13 protein-coding genes and 1 other RNA gene are annotated in these 17,462 nt (G+C 35.6%); 2 read left to right on the top strand and 12 right to left on the bottom strand.

Annotation, left to right across the window (positions count from 1 at the left end; genetic code table 11):
• Window positions 1–24 precede the first annotated feature (24 nt).
• From BN2390_RS11885 to BN2390_RS11900, 4 genes are all read right to left on the bottom strand, one after another.
• Entirely contained in the window at window positions 25–858 is an 834-nt protein-coding gene (locus tag BN2390_RS11885; RefSeq protein WP_053984566.1) for a carbohydrate ABC transporter permease, read from the bottom strand.
• Window positions 859–1,737, bottom strand: a complete 879-nt coding sequence (locus BN2390_RS11890; RefSeq protein ID WP_198524909.1) for a carbohydrate ABC transporter permease — start codon at window positions 1,735–1,737, stop codon at window positions 859–861.
• A gap of 78 nt (window positions 1,738–1,815) precedes the next feature.
• Window positions 1,816–3,108 (bottom strand): ABC transporter substrate-binding protein, encoded by a 1,293-nt coding sequence (locus tag BN2390_RS11895; RefSeq protein ID WP_408633742.1) that lies wholly within the window; start codon window positions 3,106–3,108, stop codon window positions 1,816–1,818.
• A gap of 319 nt (window positions 3,109–3,427) precedes the next feature.
• Complete coding sequence (locus BN2390_RS11900) at window positions 3,428–4,300, bottom strand: AraC family transcriptional regulator (RefSeq protein ID WP_053984569.1); 873 nt, start codon at window positions 4,298–4,300, stop codon at window positions 3,428–3,430.
• 186 nt (window positions 4,301–4,486) lie between these two features.
• Between BN2390_RS11900 and BN2390_RS11905 the strand changes: the two genes are divergently transcribed.
• A complete protein-coding gene (locus tag BN2390_RS11905) occupies window positions 4,487–5,197 on the top strand; it encodes an SGNH/GDSL hydrolase family protein (RefSeq protein WP_053984570.1) in 711 nt (236 codons plus the stop codon).
• 319 nt (window positions 5,198–5,516) lie between these two features.
• Here the strand turns inward: BN2390_RS11905 and BN2390_RS11910 are convergent, their stop codons facing one another.
• The 8 genes from BN2390_RS11910 to BN2390_RS11940 all read right to left on the bottom strand — a co-directional run bounded on the left by BN2390_RS11910 (window position 5,517) and on the right by BN2390_RS11940 (window position 16,010).
• A complete protein-coding gene (locus BN2390_RS11910; RefSeq protein WP_053984571.1) occupies window positions 5,517–6,848 on the bottom strand; it encodes an MATE family efflux transporter in 1,332 nt (443 codons plus the stop codon).
• Between the two features lie 348 nt (window positions 6,849–7,196).
• The gene (locus BN2390_RS11915) at window positions 7,197–10,334 is read right to left on the bottom strand and encodes a DEAD/DEAH box helicase (RefSeq protein ID WP_053984572.1); all 3,138 of its coding nucleotides are present in this window, start codon (window positions 10,332–10,334) and stop codon (window positions 7,197–7,199) included.
• A 322-nt stretch (window positions 10,335–10,656) separates the two neighbouring features.
• Window positions 10,657–11,406: a TraX family protein gene (locus BN2390_RS11920; RefSeq protein ID WP_242847669.1), complete on the bottom strand. Its 750-nt coding sequence runs from the start codon at window positions 11,404–11,406 to the stop codon at window positions 10,657–10,659.
• A gap of 413 nt (window positions 11,407–11,819) precedes the next feature.
• Window positions 11,820–13,640 carry an ATP-dependent nuclease gene (locus BN2390_RS11925; protein WP_053984573.1) on the bottom strand — a complete coding sequence of 607 codons (1,821 nt, stop codon included), beginning with the start codon at window positions 13,638–13,640 and terminating at the stop codon, window positions 11,820–11,822.
• Between the two features lie 156 nt (window positions 13,641–13,796).
• Window positions 13,797–14,146, bottom strand: a transfer-messenger RNA (tmRNA) gene (ssrA, locus tag BN2390_RS21415).
• A gap of 57 nt (window positions 14,147–14,203) precedes the next feature.
• Window positions 14,204–14,674, bottom strand: coding sequence for an SsrA-binding protein SmpB (gene smpB / locus BN2390_RS11930; RefSeq protein ID WP_053984574.1), 471 nt, complete (start codon window positions 14,672–14,674; stop codon window positions 14,204–14,206).
• Between the two features lie 108 nt (window positions 14,675–14,782).
• Window positions 14,783–15,034 carry a hypothetical protein gene (locus tag BN2390_RS11935; RefSeq protein ID WP_053984575.1) on the bottom strand — a complete coding sequence of 84 codons (252 nt, stop codon included), beginning with the start codon at window positions 15,032–15,034 and terminating at the stop codon, window positions 14,783–14,785.
• A 103-nt stretch (window positions 15,035–15,137) separates the two neighbouring features.
• Entirely contained in the window at window positions 15,138–16,010 is an 873-nt protein-coding gene (locus BN2390_RS11940; protein WP_053984576.1) for a MerR family transcriptional regulator, read from the bottom strand.
• Window positions 16,011–16,106: 96 nt separating this feature from the next.
• On the opposite strand from BN2390_RS11940, the gene BN2390_RS11945 reads away from it, so the two are divergent.
• Window positions 16,107–17,432 carry an MATE family efflux transporter gene (locus BN2390_RS11945; RefSeq protein ID WP_053984577.1) on the top strand — a complete coding sequence of 442 codons (1,326 nt, stop codon included), beginning with the start codon at window positions 16,107–16,109 and terminating at the stop codon, window positions 17,430–17,432.
• The last annotated feature ends 30 nt before the right edge of the window (window positions 17,433–17,462 follow it).

Consider the following 17,462-nt stretch of genomic DNA (forward strand, 5'->3'; position numbering starts at 1 on the left):
CCTTTCATCTATTAAAATATTTATTTACTTTTCTGCTCCATCATACAGTCCACCAGCAATCTTCTTCTGGATAAAACAGAAGAACACAATAGATGGAACAACCACAAGTACTGAAGCTGCCATCATATCACCCCAGTCTAGTATTTCTGCTCCGTTCAACGAACGTAGGGCTACTGCAACAGTCATTTTTTCTGTATTGTTAATTAATATCAAGGCGTATAAGAATTCATTCCATGCATTGATAAATGTATAGATGGCTGTTGCCACAATCCCAGGAGCTGCAAGTGGCAGTGCAATCTTTGTAAATACTGTAAGCTTACTTGCACCATCTACCTGGGCGGCCTCTTCTATACCAATAGGTATAGCCTTAAAGAATCCAACTAGAAGCCATACCGCATAGGGTACACTAAAAGATAGATAGACAAGAATAAGTCCTGTACCTGTATTTGTCAGTCCAATCTTAGCCATAACAATTGAATAGGGAATCGCTAAAAGGATAGGAGGGAAAACATAAGATACTACAATCAATTTCGACATAAGCGTTCCCACCTTTGGGAAGAACCTGCAAATGCCATAAGCAGCTAAAGATGCAATAGTAATTGCAATAAGGGTGGTTACGAGTGAAATAATGATACTATTTTTTATGTTGTTCATAAATCCTAATTCAGTAATAACGTGCTTATAATAATCTAACGTAAATGTCGAAGGCCAAAACTTGGTTGGATTGCCTGTTAACTCTCCTCTTTCCTTCACAGAAGAAAGGATAATCCATACAAGCGGAAATACCGAAATAACTGTAAGCAAGATCAAATACACATGGGATATGGAATCCCAAAACCATTTACTTTTATTACGCATCTAGTTTTCCTCCTTTTCCCAGTGTCTAAGCTTTATAAAGTAAGCAGCAAGTACAAGGATTAAGAAAATAAATAGGAGTACCGTAACAGCTGATGATCTACCTATTAACTTTGTTCCCCAACCCATGTTATAGGCTAAGATTGGTATGGTTTCTGTAACACCTGCTGGCCCACCACCCGTAATAAGATAAATGATATCAAAACTATTAAATATCCATACCGTACGTAAAGCTATCAAAAGACCCATAACCAATTTGATATGTGGCATCGTAATATGGTAAAAAGATTGCCATGTTGTTGCACCATCTATCTTGGCAGCTTCATATTGATCCATTGGCACAGTTTGTAATGCGGATAAAACATTCACCATAATAAGCGGTGCCCCAAACCATATATTAATAAGTACCAAACAAATAAATGCACCTGTTTTATGAATCAAAAACTGTGGAACTGTTTCACAAATGCCTAACTCGACTAACATATTCGGTATGTAACCGTATACACCATTTAAAATCCATTGCCAGGAGAAAGCAATAACTATGGATGGGAACGCCCATGGAATAATGAGCAATGTACGGTAAGTTGATTTGAATAGTCGCACTCTATTTAATGCAAGGGCTCCTGTAAAACCTACAAGAATCTGCCCACCTAAAGAAAGAACTGTCCACTTAATTGTATTGAAAAAAGCATTCCAAAAATCTTTACTCATTAAAACGATTTTATAATTTTCTAACCCCACAAAATCATAGCTCGCTTTGATTAGGTTTTTGTTCGTAAAACTATAGTAAATACTTGAGCATATTGGGTAAAAAAGTAATACCCCTATTACTAGTAAAGCTGGAAGTACAAAGAACCACCTTGTATAATTCTTTCGCGTCACCATAATCACCACCTTTTAAAAAAGCAAGATAATTTATTATCATTATCTTGCTCTAATGTAATTTACTACTGAGTAAGCTTAGCGTGCTGCATTAAATAAGTCATTTAATCCATCTTCAGTTGCTTTAGCCGCTGTCATTACATCCGTACCATTTGTAATAATATCTTGGAACATGCCTTCAATAAGATGTTGACTTGTCATGATACCTGCTTCTATGTTTGGTCCATGTTCAAATCCAATTGCTGTCCCGCTATCCACTGCATTACTAATAACTTCTTCTGCATGTGCAAATTGCTTAACTATTTCATTGCTCTTGTATGCTTCTGTATCTGCAATACCACTAATAGCTGGTAGCATACCAACAGGTGTCGCATGTAAGAAATTAATATAAGCATCCTCTTCATATAATGTTTTCATAAATTCTTTACAAATTTCTGGGTACTTTGTATTCTTCCAGATCACCATAGGTTGGTTAGCGGTTGTAATACCGTAATCTGGGTCATTTTCATTAATTTTTGGAATTGGATAAGCATCTACATATTGAAGTAAATCAGGTGAGTTTGTCGCCACCCCAGAGATTTGGAAGCCACTATTAAAGTCAAATGCTGTTTTCCCTTGATAATATAATGTTGCTTGTTTAAGGACATCATAACTAATAGAGTCTTTAGGTGAGCAATCTCTATAAACTTTTAACCAAAAATTGATACCATCAATGGCTAATGGACTTGTAAGATCTGCTTGCAGTTTGCCATCTACTGATTTTAGTAAGCTACCCCCACCACTCTTTACATAGAAGTTAAGGAAATTAGTTGCTTGGAAGTCTGTAGAACCACTTGGGAAAGAACATCCATAGATACCATCTTTTGTAAGGGCTTTTGCTGTATTGTAAAATTCATCCCATGTCTTTGGAACACTTAAGTTATTTTCTTCAAGTAAATCTTTACGAATCCACATTACCTGTGCATGTGAATAAAGTGGAATAGAATATTCGTTGCCATCAACCGTTCCCTCTTCTAAAGCTTTTGCACTAAATTTATCTCTTCCAATATCATCAATCAAATCATTAATAGGAAGAAGCGCCTCTGCATTAATCATTTCTGCAACTTGCCCTGGTAATCCCGTACTCATATCAGGTACATTTCCTGAAGCAAGTCCTGTTGTCCATTTAAGATAAAAGTCATTCCACGAAAAGGTTTCGATCTTGATATTTACTTTTTCATGTTCTTCCATAAATTTATCCGCTGCTTTTTGAATGTTTTCAAGACGAGGTCCTTGTGTGAATGAATGCCAAAAAGTAATTTCTCCCTCTAACTGTCCATCTGCATTCCTGCCCGTTGTCTCCACCGCTTTATTTCCGCATCCAGAGATCATTGTCGTGATCATCGCTACAGCTAATAGACTACTTATTATTCTTTTCTTCATTTCAAAACTCCCCCTCTTGTTATCTGTTTTTTGTGCATAACGCTATCTATAGTCTAATTATATTGTTTTTATATGTGCAATTCTACACACAAAAACACTATTACTAGCATAAAACAACTACGTTATAATCTTTTTTACCTATTCATTTATAAATTAATTCAAAGTTTATAGTAACGTTTTACATAAAAAGAAAAAGGTATCTGCAATATTACAGATACCTTTTTCTTTTTATGTATTGACTTAATCTTATATAGCCAGCCTTTTAAAGTTAATACTTTGCATTATCACGATATTGCTTAGGTGTCATACAAAAATACTTTTTAAAGATACGACTAAAATAGTTGGGATCTTCAAATCCAATCTCATAGGCTATATCACTAATATTATCTCCTGATATAAGAAGTTTTCTCGCTGCGGTCATCATTCTAATTTCATTGAGATATTCTAGTGGTTTCTTCCCTACTTGCTTTTTAAATAACGTTCTAAACCTAGATTCACTTAGCTCTGCCATCCTACTCATCTCCAAAATAGTATACTGTTCCGAGGGATGAAGAATAATATAATCAATAACAACTTGTATTCTAGAATCTAATTGAACATCTGATTGTTGTATACGGGTTTTGATGCGCTCCAATGTAAAGTCCTGTTCAAAAAAAGGCGCACTCATCTTTTGAGAAGCATCTTTTTTTCCCTGCTCAATCATATATCCTATTAACAAATCCAAATAGCCTCTTACTCTAAACATCTTAGTTTCACTCTCTGACTTAACCCATTGATAAATATGATCAAAATATTGCCGTCCTAATTCACCTTGATCTTTTATAATAGTAGGAACATAAAAATAATCTGTTAATAAATCGCCATTATTATAGTTCACTGATGTGGCAAATCGCATGCTATAAAACTGAAAGTCTTCATTGAGTGCATGGCAAGATAACCTACAACCCACAGGTAGATAGACTATATCTCCTACAGTGACCTTAAATTCCTTGCCATCTACAAAGAAGCTTGCACTTCCACTTAGTATATATCTCACAATGCAGTAAGGTAAGTAATCTTCAGGATATACCCATGTCCTTCCAAAAGAATAAATATCAATATACAAAAAGTTAAATCTTATGGCATTAATGTATGAATTCATGAGCCTCCTTCATTAATCACTATATTCTGTTATATTTTTTTAATCTTAATATACTATACTTATCCGTCTATTTCAATTACAATCTAGTCATTTAATGCTATCATTAATCATTTTTCCTATTTATTCACACACTTCATAGGTACTATACTTATGTTATTAAACTCATTATGGAGAGGAGTCTATTAGATGATAAAAACAAAAGAAGGCTATGATCGGTTAGAATATTTCTCAGAAAATGTAGCCTCCGACCAAAGGAGAAAAGAATTTGATATCAAGAATCACACTATAATAGAAAATAAACTCACTCCAACCTTTCTATTTATTGGTGATTCTATTACACATTTTTGGGAACTTAATGCATACTTTAATCATCCTGACCATTTAATCATTAATCGAGGCATAGCAGGAGACACAACAACCTATTTACAAAAACGCCTATGGGTAGATGCCCTTCAGCTCCATCCCACCTATTGTATTGTAGGTATCGGTATTAATGATTCCATTGATCTGGAGGGAGACTATTGGAAGTTAATACCTGGCCTCTCCTACGAAACAGTCCTCAATCGTGCAAAGAATAATATTATAGATATAGCCTCACAATTTCGAGCATCAGATACTACCCCCATCTTCACTTCTTTACTGCCTATCAATATTCCTATATCTCTTTGTGAATATTTACGCAAAAAATACATCTGTGAGATGAACCATTTTCTTTATGAATATTGCAAAGCTGAAAATATTATTTTTGTAAACTATTATCCCTCAACAACACTCCCAGGCACAAATACCCAACTCTATGGAATCACCTATGATGGGCTACATCCCAATGCAAAAGGTTATAATATTATGGCTACCGTACTACGTAATACTTTAGAAAATCATAGTATTGTTATTTAAAATTTATGTTTTAATTATACTTATTGTAAGTAGTACCTCATTATTGAAAAAACACTACAGGAACACCAAAGTAGCTCGTCTGTAACTTGGTAACTCCACTAGGACTTCACTTATCAGTTATAATTTTTATCATAAAATAATAAGCCACCTTAATAATGGTCTTTCCGAAAACGTATAGGGAGGAAAGGACCATCGTTAAGGTGACTTGTTGTGTTTTTTATCTACAGATTAAATTGTGTTTAAATTGTTAAGTACCTGGTATATTAGTAAAGGCACAGCCTTGACTTGTTACGAATAGCAATCTTATTACCTATTTCTTTTATGCCGTTTTAACACTATATTTTTTGTTTGAAATAGTTAGGAAAATGATTGCAATAATCGCTGTTATAAACTCTGCACAAGGCACACTTATCCATAATCCCTTTGCTCCAAATAGCCCAGTTATTGCAAAAGCTCCTGCGACAGGTAAAATAATCCCTCTTGAAACCATGATGATAAGTGATTCAAAAGATAATTCAATGGCTTGAAAATACATACCGATTGAGATGCTAATCCCCATCAATGCATATGCCGGCATATAAAGGCGAATACTCTCAACAGATTTTTCAATTAACTCTGTACTGTCTGATGCGAATACTGAAACCAATTGTTCTGTAAAACCATATCCAATAAGTAGAAAAAGTCCCCCTGCAATCAAACTTGATACAATGGCATATTTTCGATACACTTTAACCTTATCTTGCTCATTTGCCCCATAGCTAACGCTAATCAATGGCTGAACTGACTGGGCGATCCCCATCGTCAAATTAAAGCAAATCAATGTCCAATTCATAATGATCGTATAGATGGATGAACCGACCGTTCCATAGAGGTTTGTTGCCTGCATAATAAAAACAAAGGTAACGATACCCGAAGAACATTCCAGTACAAAGACACTAAATCCATTTTTTATGATCCGAAACATTAGCCTAGGATTAAAATTCTTTATGATTGGTACAATATTCAACTTTTTAACCAAGCTATAGATAATATTAATAAGGATTGAAACTGCCGATCCAATGCAAGTTGCAATCGCTGCACCAAACATCCCCCATCCAAACACCATAACAAATAGCAAGTCAAGAACCACATTAAGTCCAGTACCTACGATTGTTGCTGTCATTGCTACATTGGGATGACCGTCATTTTTCATATAGCACATTATAAAAATATCCAGCATAAAACCTGGAATATAAATAAGAATACAACGAAGATACGGCATAACAAATGCTATATTTACATCGTCTGCTCCTAGTAGATATGCTAATGGATGAATAAAAACATTGCCTAGTACAGCAATCAAAACACCTACACACAACAACATAAAGAGTGATGTCGTAAATACTTTATTCGCACCTTCTTTATCCTTCTTACCCATACAAATAGAATATAAGGCGCCACCACCTACTCCAAATAAAAATCCTAGCGCAAAGGTGATGGTGATAACAGGCGTACAGATCCCCATTGCCCCTAACGCGATAGCTCCAAGTTTTTGTCCTACAACAAAAGTGTCAGTAAACGTATAGATTGCCACTAACACCATACCTAGCATACTAGGTATCAAGTACTTTAGAAAAATCTTTAATGTAGTATTTTCCTTTGATGTAATCATATTAATTCCTCCCCAAAAAAATAGAGCCAGACAAGATAATTGTAAAACAATCATCTTGTCTGGCTCATTACGTTTTGTAATTACCCTCCGACAGTATCCAAATACTACTGCCTTGTCCAGTGTATAAATACACCCTCCGATGGAATATTTGATATGTTAACACTTTCGCCTATCAAAGTCAAGTTGTAATGGTAATTGAATATCCCATATCACCCTACCTTTCTTTGTAACTCTTTAGGCTTATCCTATTTCTATATATATTCTTTAGCCTATTCATCCCTTACATACGTTTCTCTTACTTACGTTACTATATGTCTTGTTTTATATACTCCTCTAAGGACATTCATTCTACAACGCCTTCTCAGCCTGGCTAATTAGTCTTGCTGGTAGCGCCTCTTTAAGTTTCCATATAATATTTACTGGCTTTTGTCCATTATGTCTGACATAATATGCTGTACCTAGATATACAAAAGGACTTGTAAGCCCATTTTCTTGCTTATGTTCTCTTACAAAGAGTAAGATATGATGTTTCTTATCTTTATGTTGGATATAACGTTGACAGGTTGGTGAATCTGGGCTTATCTTACTCTGTGTTTGCCAGTGAAAAAGCGTTTCATTGATCGCATAATCCTTGTACATCGTAGAGGGTGAATAATGTTTCTCGACCTTATTTAGTGTTATAAATAGGGCATCAAGGTTTTTCTCCTTTACGTGTAATACGCCTTCTTGGAAATGGTATTTCTTATCTGCCGTATGCTTTCCAAGTGCCACAAGGATTTGATCTGTCGTATATTCCCCATGACATTCGAGTGGATTGTTTGCAAAGGTATGGTCCAAGGTTGTTACGCTATCAATACGTTCATAATTGTAGGTTAATATGCTTAGGATTTCTTCATAAATAGGCCTATTTTCATAAAGCCTTAAAAGACTATCATTAAGAGAATGCATCTCTACTGTATTCAAAGCTTCTCCCCACACTGTATAGTGGAACATCAGCATATAAGCCGCTTCTCTTCCCTCAAAGTTGTAGTCCTTATAGGTCTCTATGTTTTTCAACACTTCTATTATAAACCTCAAGAAATGCACACTTCGCATAAAGCTTAGTCTGCCTAAGGCATTGGCAAGCTTCAGTTCATCTGGATAATCACTTGCTTTCAACACGCCTGCTTCGATGCACAGTCTATAATAACTACCATTGATTGTCTTACCGTGAAGCTTTATTTTAATCTTATAGATTTCAGACAAACTCAGTCCATATACCTCAACAAATTCAGCTACTGAGCCTATTTTACCTTGGCTGTAATGGTAATCCTTAATTTTTTCTATAATCCCTTTTTTATTATTAATATACCCATCAATGTTTCGCAAGATATATTCCTTTGCCACCTTTTCCATATAAATATGGCAACCTTTAGGTAGTAAAAAAGATCCTTTTTCGATGCCGTCTTTTAGTTCTTTGCCACGTGCATGGCTTAGTGCTTGAAACTTTTCATAGTAATTATAGCTTTTATGAGCATGTCCTACATAGTCAAGTACAGTTAAGCACTCTTTTTCCGGTGACAAACGTAGCCCTCTCCCTAATTGTTGTATAAATACAGTCAAACTCTCTGTCGGACGAAGGAAAAGTACAGTATTAACATCTGGAATATCTACCCCTTCATTAAAGAGATCAACGGTAAAAATGAAGCTAATCTTTCCGTTGTTAAGCTCTGCAATCGCACGCTGTCTTTCTTCTTCTGAATGATTCCCTTGTAAGAATACGGATGAAATCCCTTTTCTATTAAAGTATTCCTCCATAAACTCACCATGTGCAATGGATGCGCAAAATCCTAGGCCTGTCACACGGTTTATATCTGTTAAATACGTCTGCATACTGCTAATCACAAGCTCTGCACGCTGGGTATCACCCGACACTAGTTTTCCTAAATCTTCTTTATTATAGCCCCCTCTTCCCCATTCAAGATTTGAATAATCTACACTATCTGTTATACAAAAATAATGAAAAGGCGAAAGAAGCCCATAATCAATTGCCTCTCCCAGTCGCATCTCAGCGGCAATTCTATCATCAAAATACTCTAATACATTCTTACCATCCATACGCTCCGGTGTAGCTGTTAAACCGAGCAATAGCTTAGGCTGGAAGTATTCAAGCAAGGCTTGATAAGATGCCGCAGCTGCATGATGAAACTCATCGATAACAATAAAATCGTAATAGTCAGGTTCTAAGTTTTCATAGAACTTCTTAGAATTAAAAGTCTGTACAGTCACAAATAAATGAGATAACTCCTTAGCATTTCTACCATTGTAATACAACTCCCCAAAGTTCCAATCCATCAGCACACGCCTAAAGGTATTGATACTCTGTGTTAAAATCTCTTGCTTATGTGCAACAAAAAGCAGGCGACATGCTTCACCCCTATGTTCTCTTCTAAAGCGTTTATAATCTAAAGCTGAAATAACGGTTTTCCCTACACCAGTTGCTGCAACTACCAGATTCTTGGTACGTCCATACACCGTTCTTTCTACCTTTAGCTTCTCTAAGATTTCCTTTTGAAAATAGTTAGGTGTAATGGTCGATTGTATTTCAATACCCGACTCACCCTTGTATCTCTCACCTTCTAATGCCTTTTTAAGTTTCTCTCCTTGTTGCTCTGTAAAAGTAATGAACTCATCATCATGCCAATAGGAATCAAAGATCGCCTCAAACTTGTCCATCACATCTTTAGAGTCTCTTTCGGTTACCTTTACATTCCACTCCAAACCATTGACTAGGGCCGAATGAGAGAGATTGGAAGAACCTATGTACGCTGTTGAAAAGCCTGTATCTCTATGAAACATATAAGCCTTGGCATGGTGCTTTGTTCGCTTGGTATCATAGGAAATCTTAACCTCTGTATTGGGTAGCTTGGACAAGAATTCAATGGCATGATAATCTGATGCCCCCATATAAGATGTTGTAATCACTCTTAGCTTCCTATCTTTCGTGTAGGTTTCAAGTGCTTCCTTCAGACATCGGATACCAGACCACTTGATAAAGGATACCAATAGGTCTACACGATCACTACTTAACATCTCAAGTCTAAGCTCATCATATAAGTTAGGCTCATTCTTCGCATTAGTAAATAGCATGGTCTGTGAAAGAGGTGTAACGGGCCTATTCTCCTTCGCAGGTCCATTAATGGCATAAAGCATTTTTGCCTTGTCGACAACATTTTCCCTTTGGAACTCTTCTCCCCTATCTTCTTCTATTAAGTTAATCATCTGATTAACAAGCCTTACCTGTCTTGCAACCTTGTCCTCTTTTTTTATATTACGATCTTCCTCAATTTGCCTTAATGCTAATTGTGTCACCTCTGTCAAATGAGCCGTTAATACCACATCAGCCTCCGCCTCTTGCACAAATGCAGTCTCTACTTCATCTGTAATCTGCTGTAAATTTTCCTCTATCTCATTGGTAACAATCTTCTCATATAGTCCCCGCTTCACTGCATTCCCTCCATGTCCTAAACCATTTTTCTTATAGTTTCTATTCTACTATATTTTTACAACTAAAATAACCCACGAATTTCTAACTACATTGTCAGAAATTCGTGGGTTATAACCATGGAGGTGATTTGTCGCAAGAACAACTCACGAACTTACTATTGAATTGTGTGGTTCTTGACACAGTTATGGTAAACTTGTTTACCATTTACTCATTAGTCAAGAGTTCTATTAGGCTCATATTGGAAGTTCTCCACACATTAAAAAGCATAACGAAGATAAACCTCATTTTTTAAATATCGTGTTTATTTTCAGCTCCCTACCCTTAACTTACGAAAAATGCTATGGTTGCAATAATCCATAAGTGAGCTGGATAAAAAGTATAGAAGAAATACTTACTCAACACACTCTTTGGCCCTCTTTCCCCATTATATAAATAAAGGAATGGAATCACAGAGATAAAAAACCAGTCACTATTAAACATAAGCATCCGCACTGTATCCTGCCATATGCCCATATCTTGGTAAGACATCAAAAATAATAAGATACTAAAAATACTCAATACAAGGTTTCTCACCTTTATTTTATTTCTAAACCCATAACAGATGAGCATAAATGGAATAACCACTATTCCACCCTCTGTAAAGAACATTCCTACCCCAGTAACAACAATCCCTATGATGATTTTTATACCTAGTAGAAACTTAGCGTTTAATTTGTTTCCATTCGTAACAAAATACCAAATATTTAATGCCAATATACCCATAGCTAAGGTGAGGAAAATATTATTACTCACATAAATCCCCTTTGATGTATAAAGATCAGTGAACAAATTATTCCCTAGTGACATAATCCCTGCCCATAAAAACAATCTACCATTGTACTTGAGACGGCTTCTTGTATACACAAACCCTTCAATAGCCATATAGGCAAAAAATACAGAAACGCACCGCGTCAGAATGTGAAATACCCCTGCCAAATCTGCTGAAATTAATCTTGGAACATGGTTTAAATGGTCAAAAACCATGAGGATTGACATAAATAACTTTAATTGTAATGCATTATATCTTTTCACAAATTCTCCTTCTATTTCTTTATTCTTACCACCTCTACTAACATACCTAAATTTTTGATAACATGCCATTTCATTAGCTTACATCTATCGAACAATTTTGTAAGATTTCTTTTCCCTACTGGTCACTGGTAATACAATATTGTGTATCCCTTGTTGTGAGATAAACTGTAGTAAGGTTCAAGGCTACGCCTATCCTAAAGCTACCTGCCACCTGACATTTTATCACAGCCTTACTTATTTTCTTTATTATTCACATTATATTCTATTTGCCCTAAGTTATAAACCATTCTTTTCTTAAAACTCCAAAACCCCCGAACCTAGTTTCCTAAGTTCGAGGGTTTAGTTCATGGAGGTGAGTCGCATCTCCTGATTTTCTCAAAATCAGAATAATTTATCTTAACTTAACAAATCCCTCATTTGTTAGCAAGCTCCACAAGTTCTTCTATTATTAGTACAATCTCATCAAAGCCTTGTATTTGTTCTTTAGTCATTTTTTTAGATATCTCATTACCATGTTTATTCTCATTATATTTTCTTGCTTGTAACCCTTGTTCAATAGCTTTTTGTTTTGCAAATTCTAGTTCTTTTTTGGGGTCTATTTTATAATTCTCTATGTTTATTAAATCTACTGGAATCTTTAATATATCTCCTACTAGTTCTAAAGAAAAGTAGTTTTCTAATTCACCATTCAATACTTTTATTCTATTTTTATTTTTAAGGAAAGTATGTTTTTGTTCTAAGTATGTTTTTATCTTTGCTACATTATCTTTCGAATGATTATCAGTATCTAGCACAACTAGAAAATCAACTTTAAAGTCACTCAATATATTTGCATTCGCATACCATTCAATATTCTTACATCCACTCATCTCTATAAAATAAATTCCTAGTTGTCTATAATTATATCCTAAAGTTTGCATCCAGTTCTGAAATGCATATTTGTCAGAAATACCTTCTACAAGACAGCAGACTTTTCCTGTTATCACTTCACTAATTTTCATATTCTCCCCTAATTCTGACTCAATATCAGCTTCAGGAATATGTTGTAATGATATAGTTCCATTAATACCTTTAATGAGTACTATAATATCTTCTTTATCACTTTCATCTATAAATAATGTAGAGTGTGATGTAAGAATAATTTGATTCCCTTTACTCGTTAATTCTTTTAATGCATAAAACAGTTCTCGTTGCGCACTCAAATGTAAAAATGCTTCTGGCTCCTCAAACAAGTATAGTACATTTTGATTTGCTAGATGTTTTTCATCTACATTGCCCTTGCTCATTTTTTCTAGAACTACTTGAATTTGATTTTGCGCTCTTAATGCTGCTATTAGTACAGACCTTTGAATTCCACTCCCCCTATTTTGCAATTCAGTTTGTACTCCTTCTGCATTTTCCATAAACATAGTAAAAGAAAATCCTTTAGATATATCTAACGGCTCTATCTGCTGACACAATTTATCCTCAAAGGCTGCTTGTTCTTTCAAGTTAGTTTGTACTATCTCTAATATTTTATTATTAATATCTTCTACTTTAGTTGAAATTATATCCAATGCTGCTTCACTTTCTTTATCAACTTTTAACCACTTTTTAACTGTGCTTCTAAATATTTTTCCAAACACTGTAGATTCTGAAGTAAGCTTTTGCTCATTAGTATGATCTTGAGAAGCTGGAATAAATATAACTTCTGGAAATCTTATTTTCATTTGCTTCCAAATCTCTACTTCTTCTATCCATTCTTTTTTTCCTTTTAAACCTTCTAAAGATACTTTCACCTTTCCCCTTAGCTCTTCTATTACGTCTACTTTACTTGGCTTTTTTACAGGGAACTCTATCCCTATTTGTGAACCTATCTTTTTTAATCCTGTATAATTTTCTAACTCATCTTCAGTTGGCAATGCTAGCTCTTTCCATATATATACGTTGCTTTTAATTTTTGCTTTTTCATCTAATTGATAAATTTGTTTTACCTTTATTACTCCTTCATCTTTAAGATGTTCAAAACCTTCTTCTTCAAAATATAATTCTATTTCCACTAAACCTTGAGAATCATTCTTACTGAAATCGTCTACTCCAAAGTTTTCATCTCCAAAAAAAATTCTTATTGCTCTAAGCACACTTGATTTGCCTATATCATTTTTACCAACTATAGTTAACATATTATTTACCATAACTGCTTCGAATACATCTATTCCTCTAAACCCTTTAACTTTTAAATATCTTATATTCATGTTTTCCCCCTAATAATAAAAAAACTTGCCAGCATATCATATCTTCACTGTACAAGGATTAGTCAATTTATCTCTAGTTTTCCAATTTAAGTAATTCTCCTTAAAACTCCAAAATCCTCGAAACACTCTTTTATCAGAGTATTTCGAGGATTTAGTTCATGGAGGTGAGGGGAATCGAACCCCTGTCCGAAAGCCCGTATATTGTGGTCTCTACCATCATAGTCACTGTTTTAACATTCCCTCCATGAACCGCCCAGAGACAGGCTGTTCACTTCAGTAGCTTCATGGTTACGGCATTGTGGGCAAAGCTTAGCACAAGTCGTTCCCCGCTGAGTCGGAGTCTCGTTCTAGGCTGCGGGTGACCTAGAGGAGACTAGCAGCATTAAGCTGCTAATGCAAAATTATTATCTGCGTTTAATTTAAATGCCAGCTTTTAACGTAGACTCCGGCGTTCTACGGATGGCTGCCCCGACATACGTGACCCCCGTCGAAACCAGTGCACCCCCTTATTAGATAAGGGTATTCGCTGGGGAATACACATACATGTAGGCAAAGCTTAAGTCTTAAATGTTCTTGATCTTGAACTCACGCTCGTTAGCACGGCGCATGTCTTTCTTAGCAATATCGTCACGTTTATCGTGAAGCTTCTTACCACGTGCAAGACCAATTTCTACTTTGACTAAACTTCCTTTGATGTATACTTTAAGTGGTACGATAGTCATACCTTTTGTGGAAACCTCACCGACTAGTTTGTTGATTTCCTTTTTGTGAAGGAGGAGTTTACGTGTACGAAGGGGTTCTTTGTTAAAGATATTCCCTTTGTCATAAGGATTGATATGCATATTGTAGATGAAGGCTTCTCCATCTTTAATACGGATAAAACTTTCCTTAACTGAGCCACTGCCTTGGCGGATGGACTTTACTTCTGTTCCAACCAGTACAATGCCTGCTTCAAACGTTTCTTCTATAAAATAATCGTGATAAGCTTTTTTGTTTTGTGCAATAAGCTTATAGGCATTTGGATTCTTCGCCATGACTGTTTCTCCTTCTTCTAAAATGTAGTGCATATGTTATTATAACATATCCTACTCATTTTTCAAGTAGGTGCCGTATACTATTTCTTCCTATTATAGAAGTGTTTGCTATAGAAGTATTTGGAGTCCTTTCTCTTCTTCACTATAAGCATTGATCGCTTCACCTTCATCTTCTACTCCTATAAGTGTTTTGAGTACTTCAACATTTTCTTCCCATACGTCTTGAAGTTGTTCAATCACGTTTTCTTGCTCACGAGTAGATGTAGGCTCTACTGTATATTTACTTAAAATTGCTCCTCCTATTACAAGTAGGCCTATGGCATAAGCTATCTTTCTATTCCTTTTAGTTTTCGACTCCATGTAGAGTACTCCTTTCATAATCTGGTTCTATTTATTAGTCCTTATATACACAAAGACCAACTGCCAAACTTTCCTATACAAGTTTGATGCAGTTGGCCATATTTTATACCTTTTTATTTAATTTTTCTTCTACATCTTTATTCCATTCAACTGGAATGGAGAGCATAGTAATCGTGTGTTCTTCTTGTCCATTGAGTAAAAAGCCTGCTACATCATAGGCATAGGTATCTCCTATAACTTGAATTTCATGGGCCTTAATATACTCTACCAACTTCTTATAGAAAGGTTGTACATCCCACTCCCCCCGTACCCGTAGTGCCACATAGTAGCCTGCTGGCTTCTCATGATAATATTGATTGTCACTTCGTCGATCAATACATGTGTAAATGTGACTAATAGCCTCCATCCCTTGTAATGTATGATTTTGTGGAATAATAGCCCCCAACTGATAATCTGAATTCACATCATACTTTTGGCAGATGTCATGTTGTTTTTGAAGCATGGCTACAAAAGTCATATCTTCATCCTCATTGGATTCAAACTCTCTTGCTGGGATAGCTAGTAAATGTTCTTTTTCAAAATAGCAAATGGTAGGCTCGCCATCTACAAATTCATTAGAGTTGCCTATTTCTATATTGGCGATGGACTTTCTTATGACCTGTTCCATCTGCTCAATTTCTTTTTTCTTTTCTTCTAAAATTTCTTGTTGCTTCTTCAGAACTTCTAATACTTTATCAGGATGTTGCTTAGCTAAGTACGCTTTAATTTCCGCTAATGGTGTACCCGTCTTCTTCAAAATATGAATCATATGATAGTCATAAAACTGTTCTACATCATAATATAAGTAGCCTTTTTCACTTTCATATAATGGCACCAAAACCCCTAAATTTCTATAATGGCGTAACGTCTCTTTGGAAGTCCGACAGAGTTTTGCAAACTCACCTGAAGACAGCTTGGTTCTATTCGTTGATTGCATCTTTCTATCTCCTTTAATTTTTCACTTGACCGTGTGGTTACCACACACTTTATTATAACCTTGTTACAAAAATAAACTATAAAGGAGACACATATTATGACTTCATCTTATCAACGCCCTGTTACCTTTAAAAATATTATGCGTTTTGCCATTCCTACTATTATCATGTCTGTATTTACTTCCTTATACACCATGATTGATGGCTTATTTGTATCTAACTTGATTGGTACTCAGGCACTTTCTTCTATTAATTTAGTTGCCCCTATTCTTTCTTTGATTACTGCTATCTCAGCCATGCTTGCTACCGGTGGTAGTGCGGTCATTATGCGAAAGATGGGCGAACAAAAAGCATCCGAAGCTAAGCAAGACTTCACCATGCTCATCTTGACTAACGTGGTCATTGGAGTGGTAATGATGATTTTAGGCTACCTCTTTATGGATACCATCTTTACATCGATGAACATCTCACCTAATGTGCTTAACTACTGCAAAACTTACTTATCACATTATTTACTTTTCACTATTCCAGTTTTACTTATGTATAACTTTTCTCTCTACATGATTGCAGCAGACAAATCTAAGCTTTCTCTTATTTGCTCTATTGCTGGGGGTGTTACAAACATTGTCTTAGACTACTTATTAATTGCTGTCTTGGATATGGGGATTGGTGGCGCTGCCATTGCTACAGGTACAGGTTACTCCATTACAGCCATTGCTGGTCTTATTATCTTCTCCAACAAGAAAAACCTTTTACACTTTGTAAAGCCTGTTTTCAGATGGCGTACCCTTGTTAAAACCTCCACCAATGGGATTTCTGAGATGGCCACCTCCCTTGTAACAGGTGTTGTGACCCTCATGTTCAATGCTGCTATGCTGAAATATGTAGGCGAAGACGGCGTTGCTGCCATTACCATTATCATGTATGTATTAATGTTTGCCTGCTCCTTCTACACTGGTTATGCCTATGGTGTTGCACCTATGATTAGTTATTATTACGGAGAAGATAACCACGACAAGCTACGTCGTCTTATTAAACTCAGCTTCACCTTCATTGGAAGTGTTTCTATCCTCTCAGCTATTGGTTCTTTTATTGCCACACCACAGATGGTCAGTATCTTTACACGACCAGATAATCCTGTTTATGATATTGCCATTACAGGGAATAAAATTTGCTCACTAGCTTTACTCTTTGTAGGGTTTAACATCTTTGCAAGTGGTATGTTTACAGCCTTATCTAATGGGATTGTCTCCGCAGCACTAGCCCTTTCACGTTCCTTTGTCTTTATGGTAATTGCCATTAGTATCCTTCCCCTTGTATTTGGCATTACTGGACTTTGGTTTGCAACACCATTTGCTGAATGCTTAGGTCTCCTTATGGCTGCCTTCTTTTTTAAAAGATATCAAAAACAGTATCGCTATTAATCAAAAAGCTGTTGCCTAATGAGGCAACAG

The organism is Niameybacter massiliensis, from assembly GCF_001282685.1.
In the GTDB taxonomy this organism is placed as follows: domain Bacteria; phylum Bacillota; class Clostridia; order Lachnospirales; family Cellulosilyticaceae; genus Holtiella; species Holtiella tumoricola.

What these genes read in the sequence shown, in the direction of transcription:
- BN2390_RS11910 (WP_053984571.1), bottom strand. Translation starts at nt 6,848, where the DNA reads ATGATTACATCAAAGGAAAATACTACATTAAAGATTTTTCTAAAGTAC.
- BN2390_RS11940 (WP_053984576.1), bottom strand. Translation starts at nt 16,010, where the DNA reads ATGCAATCAACGAATAGAACCAAGCTGTCTTCAGGTGAGTTTGCAAAA.
- BN2390_RS11925 (WP_053984573.1), bottom strand. Translation starts at nt 13,640, where the DNA reads ATGAATATAAGATATTTAAAAGTTAAAGGGTTTAGAGGAATAGATGTA.
- BN2390_RS11895 (WP_408633742.1), bottom strand. Translation starts at nt 3,108, where the DNA reads ATGATCTCTGGATGCGGAAATAAAGCGGTGGAGACAACGGGCAGGAAT.
- BN2390_RS11945 (WP_053984577.1), top strand. Translation starts at nt 16,107, where the DNA reads ATGACTTCATCTTATCAACGCCCTGTTACCTTTAAAAATATTATGCGT.
- smpB (WP_053984574.1), bottom strand. Translation starts at nt 14,674, where the DNA reads ATGGCGAAGAATCCAAATGCCTATAAGCTTATTGCACAAAACAAAAAA.
- BN2390_RS11935 (WP_053984575.1), bottom strand. Translation starts at nt 15,034, where the DNA reads ATGGAGTCGAAAACTAAAAGGAATAGAAAGATAGCTTATGCCATAGGC.
- BN2390_RS11885 (WP_053984566.1), bottom strand. Translation starts at nt 858, where the DNA reads ATGCGTAATAAAAGTAAATGGTTTTGGGATTCCATATCCCATGTGTAT.
- BN2390_RS11905 (WP_053984570.1), top strand. Translation starts at nt 4,487, where the DNA reads ATGATAAAAACAAAAGAAGGCTATGATCGGTTAGAATATTTCTCAGAA.
- BN2390_RS11900 (WP_053984569.1), bottom strand. Translation starts at nt 4,300, where the DNA reads ATGAATTCATACATTAATGCCATAAGATTTAACTTTTTGTATATTGAT.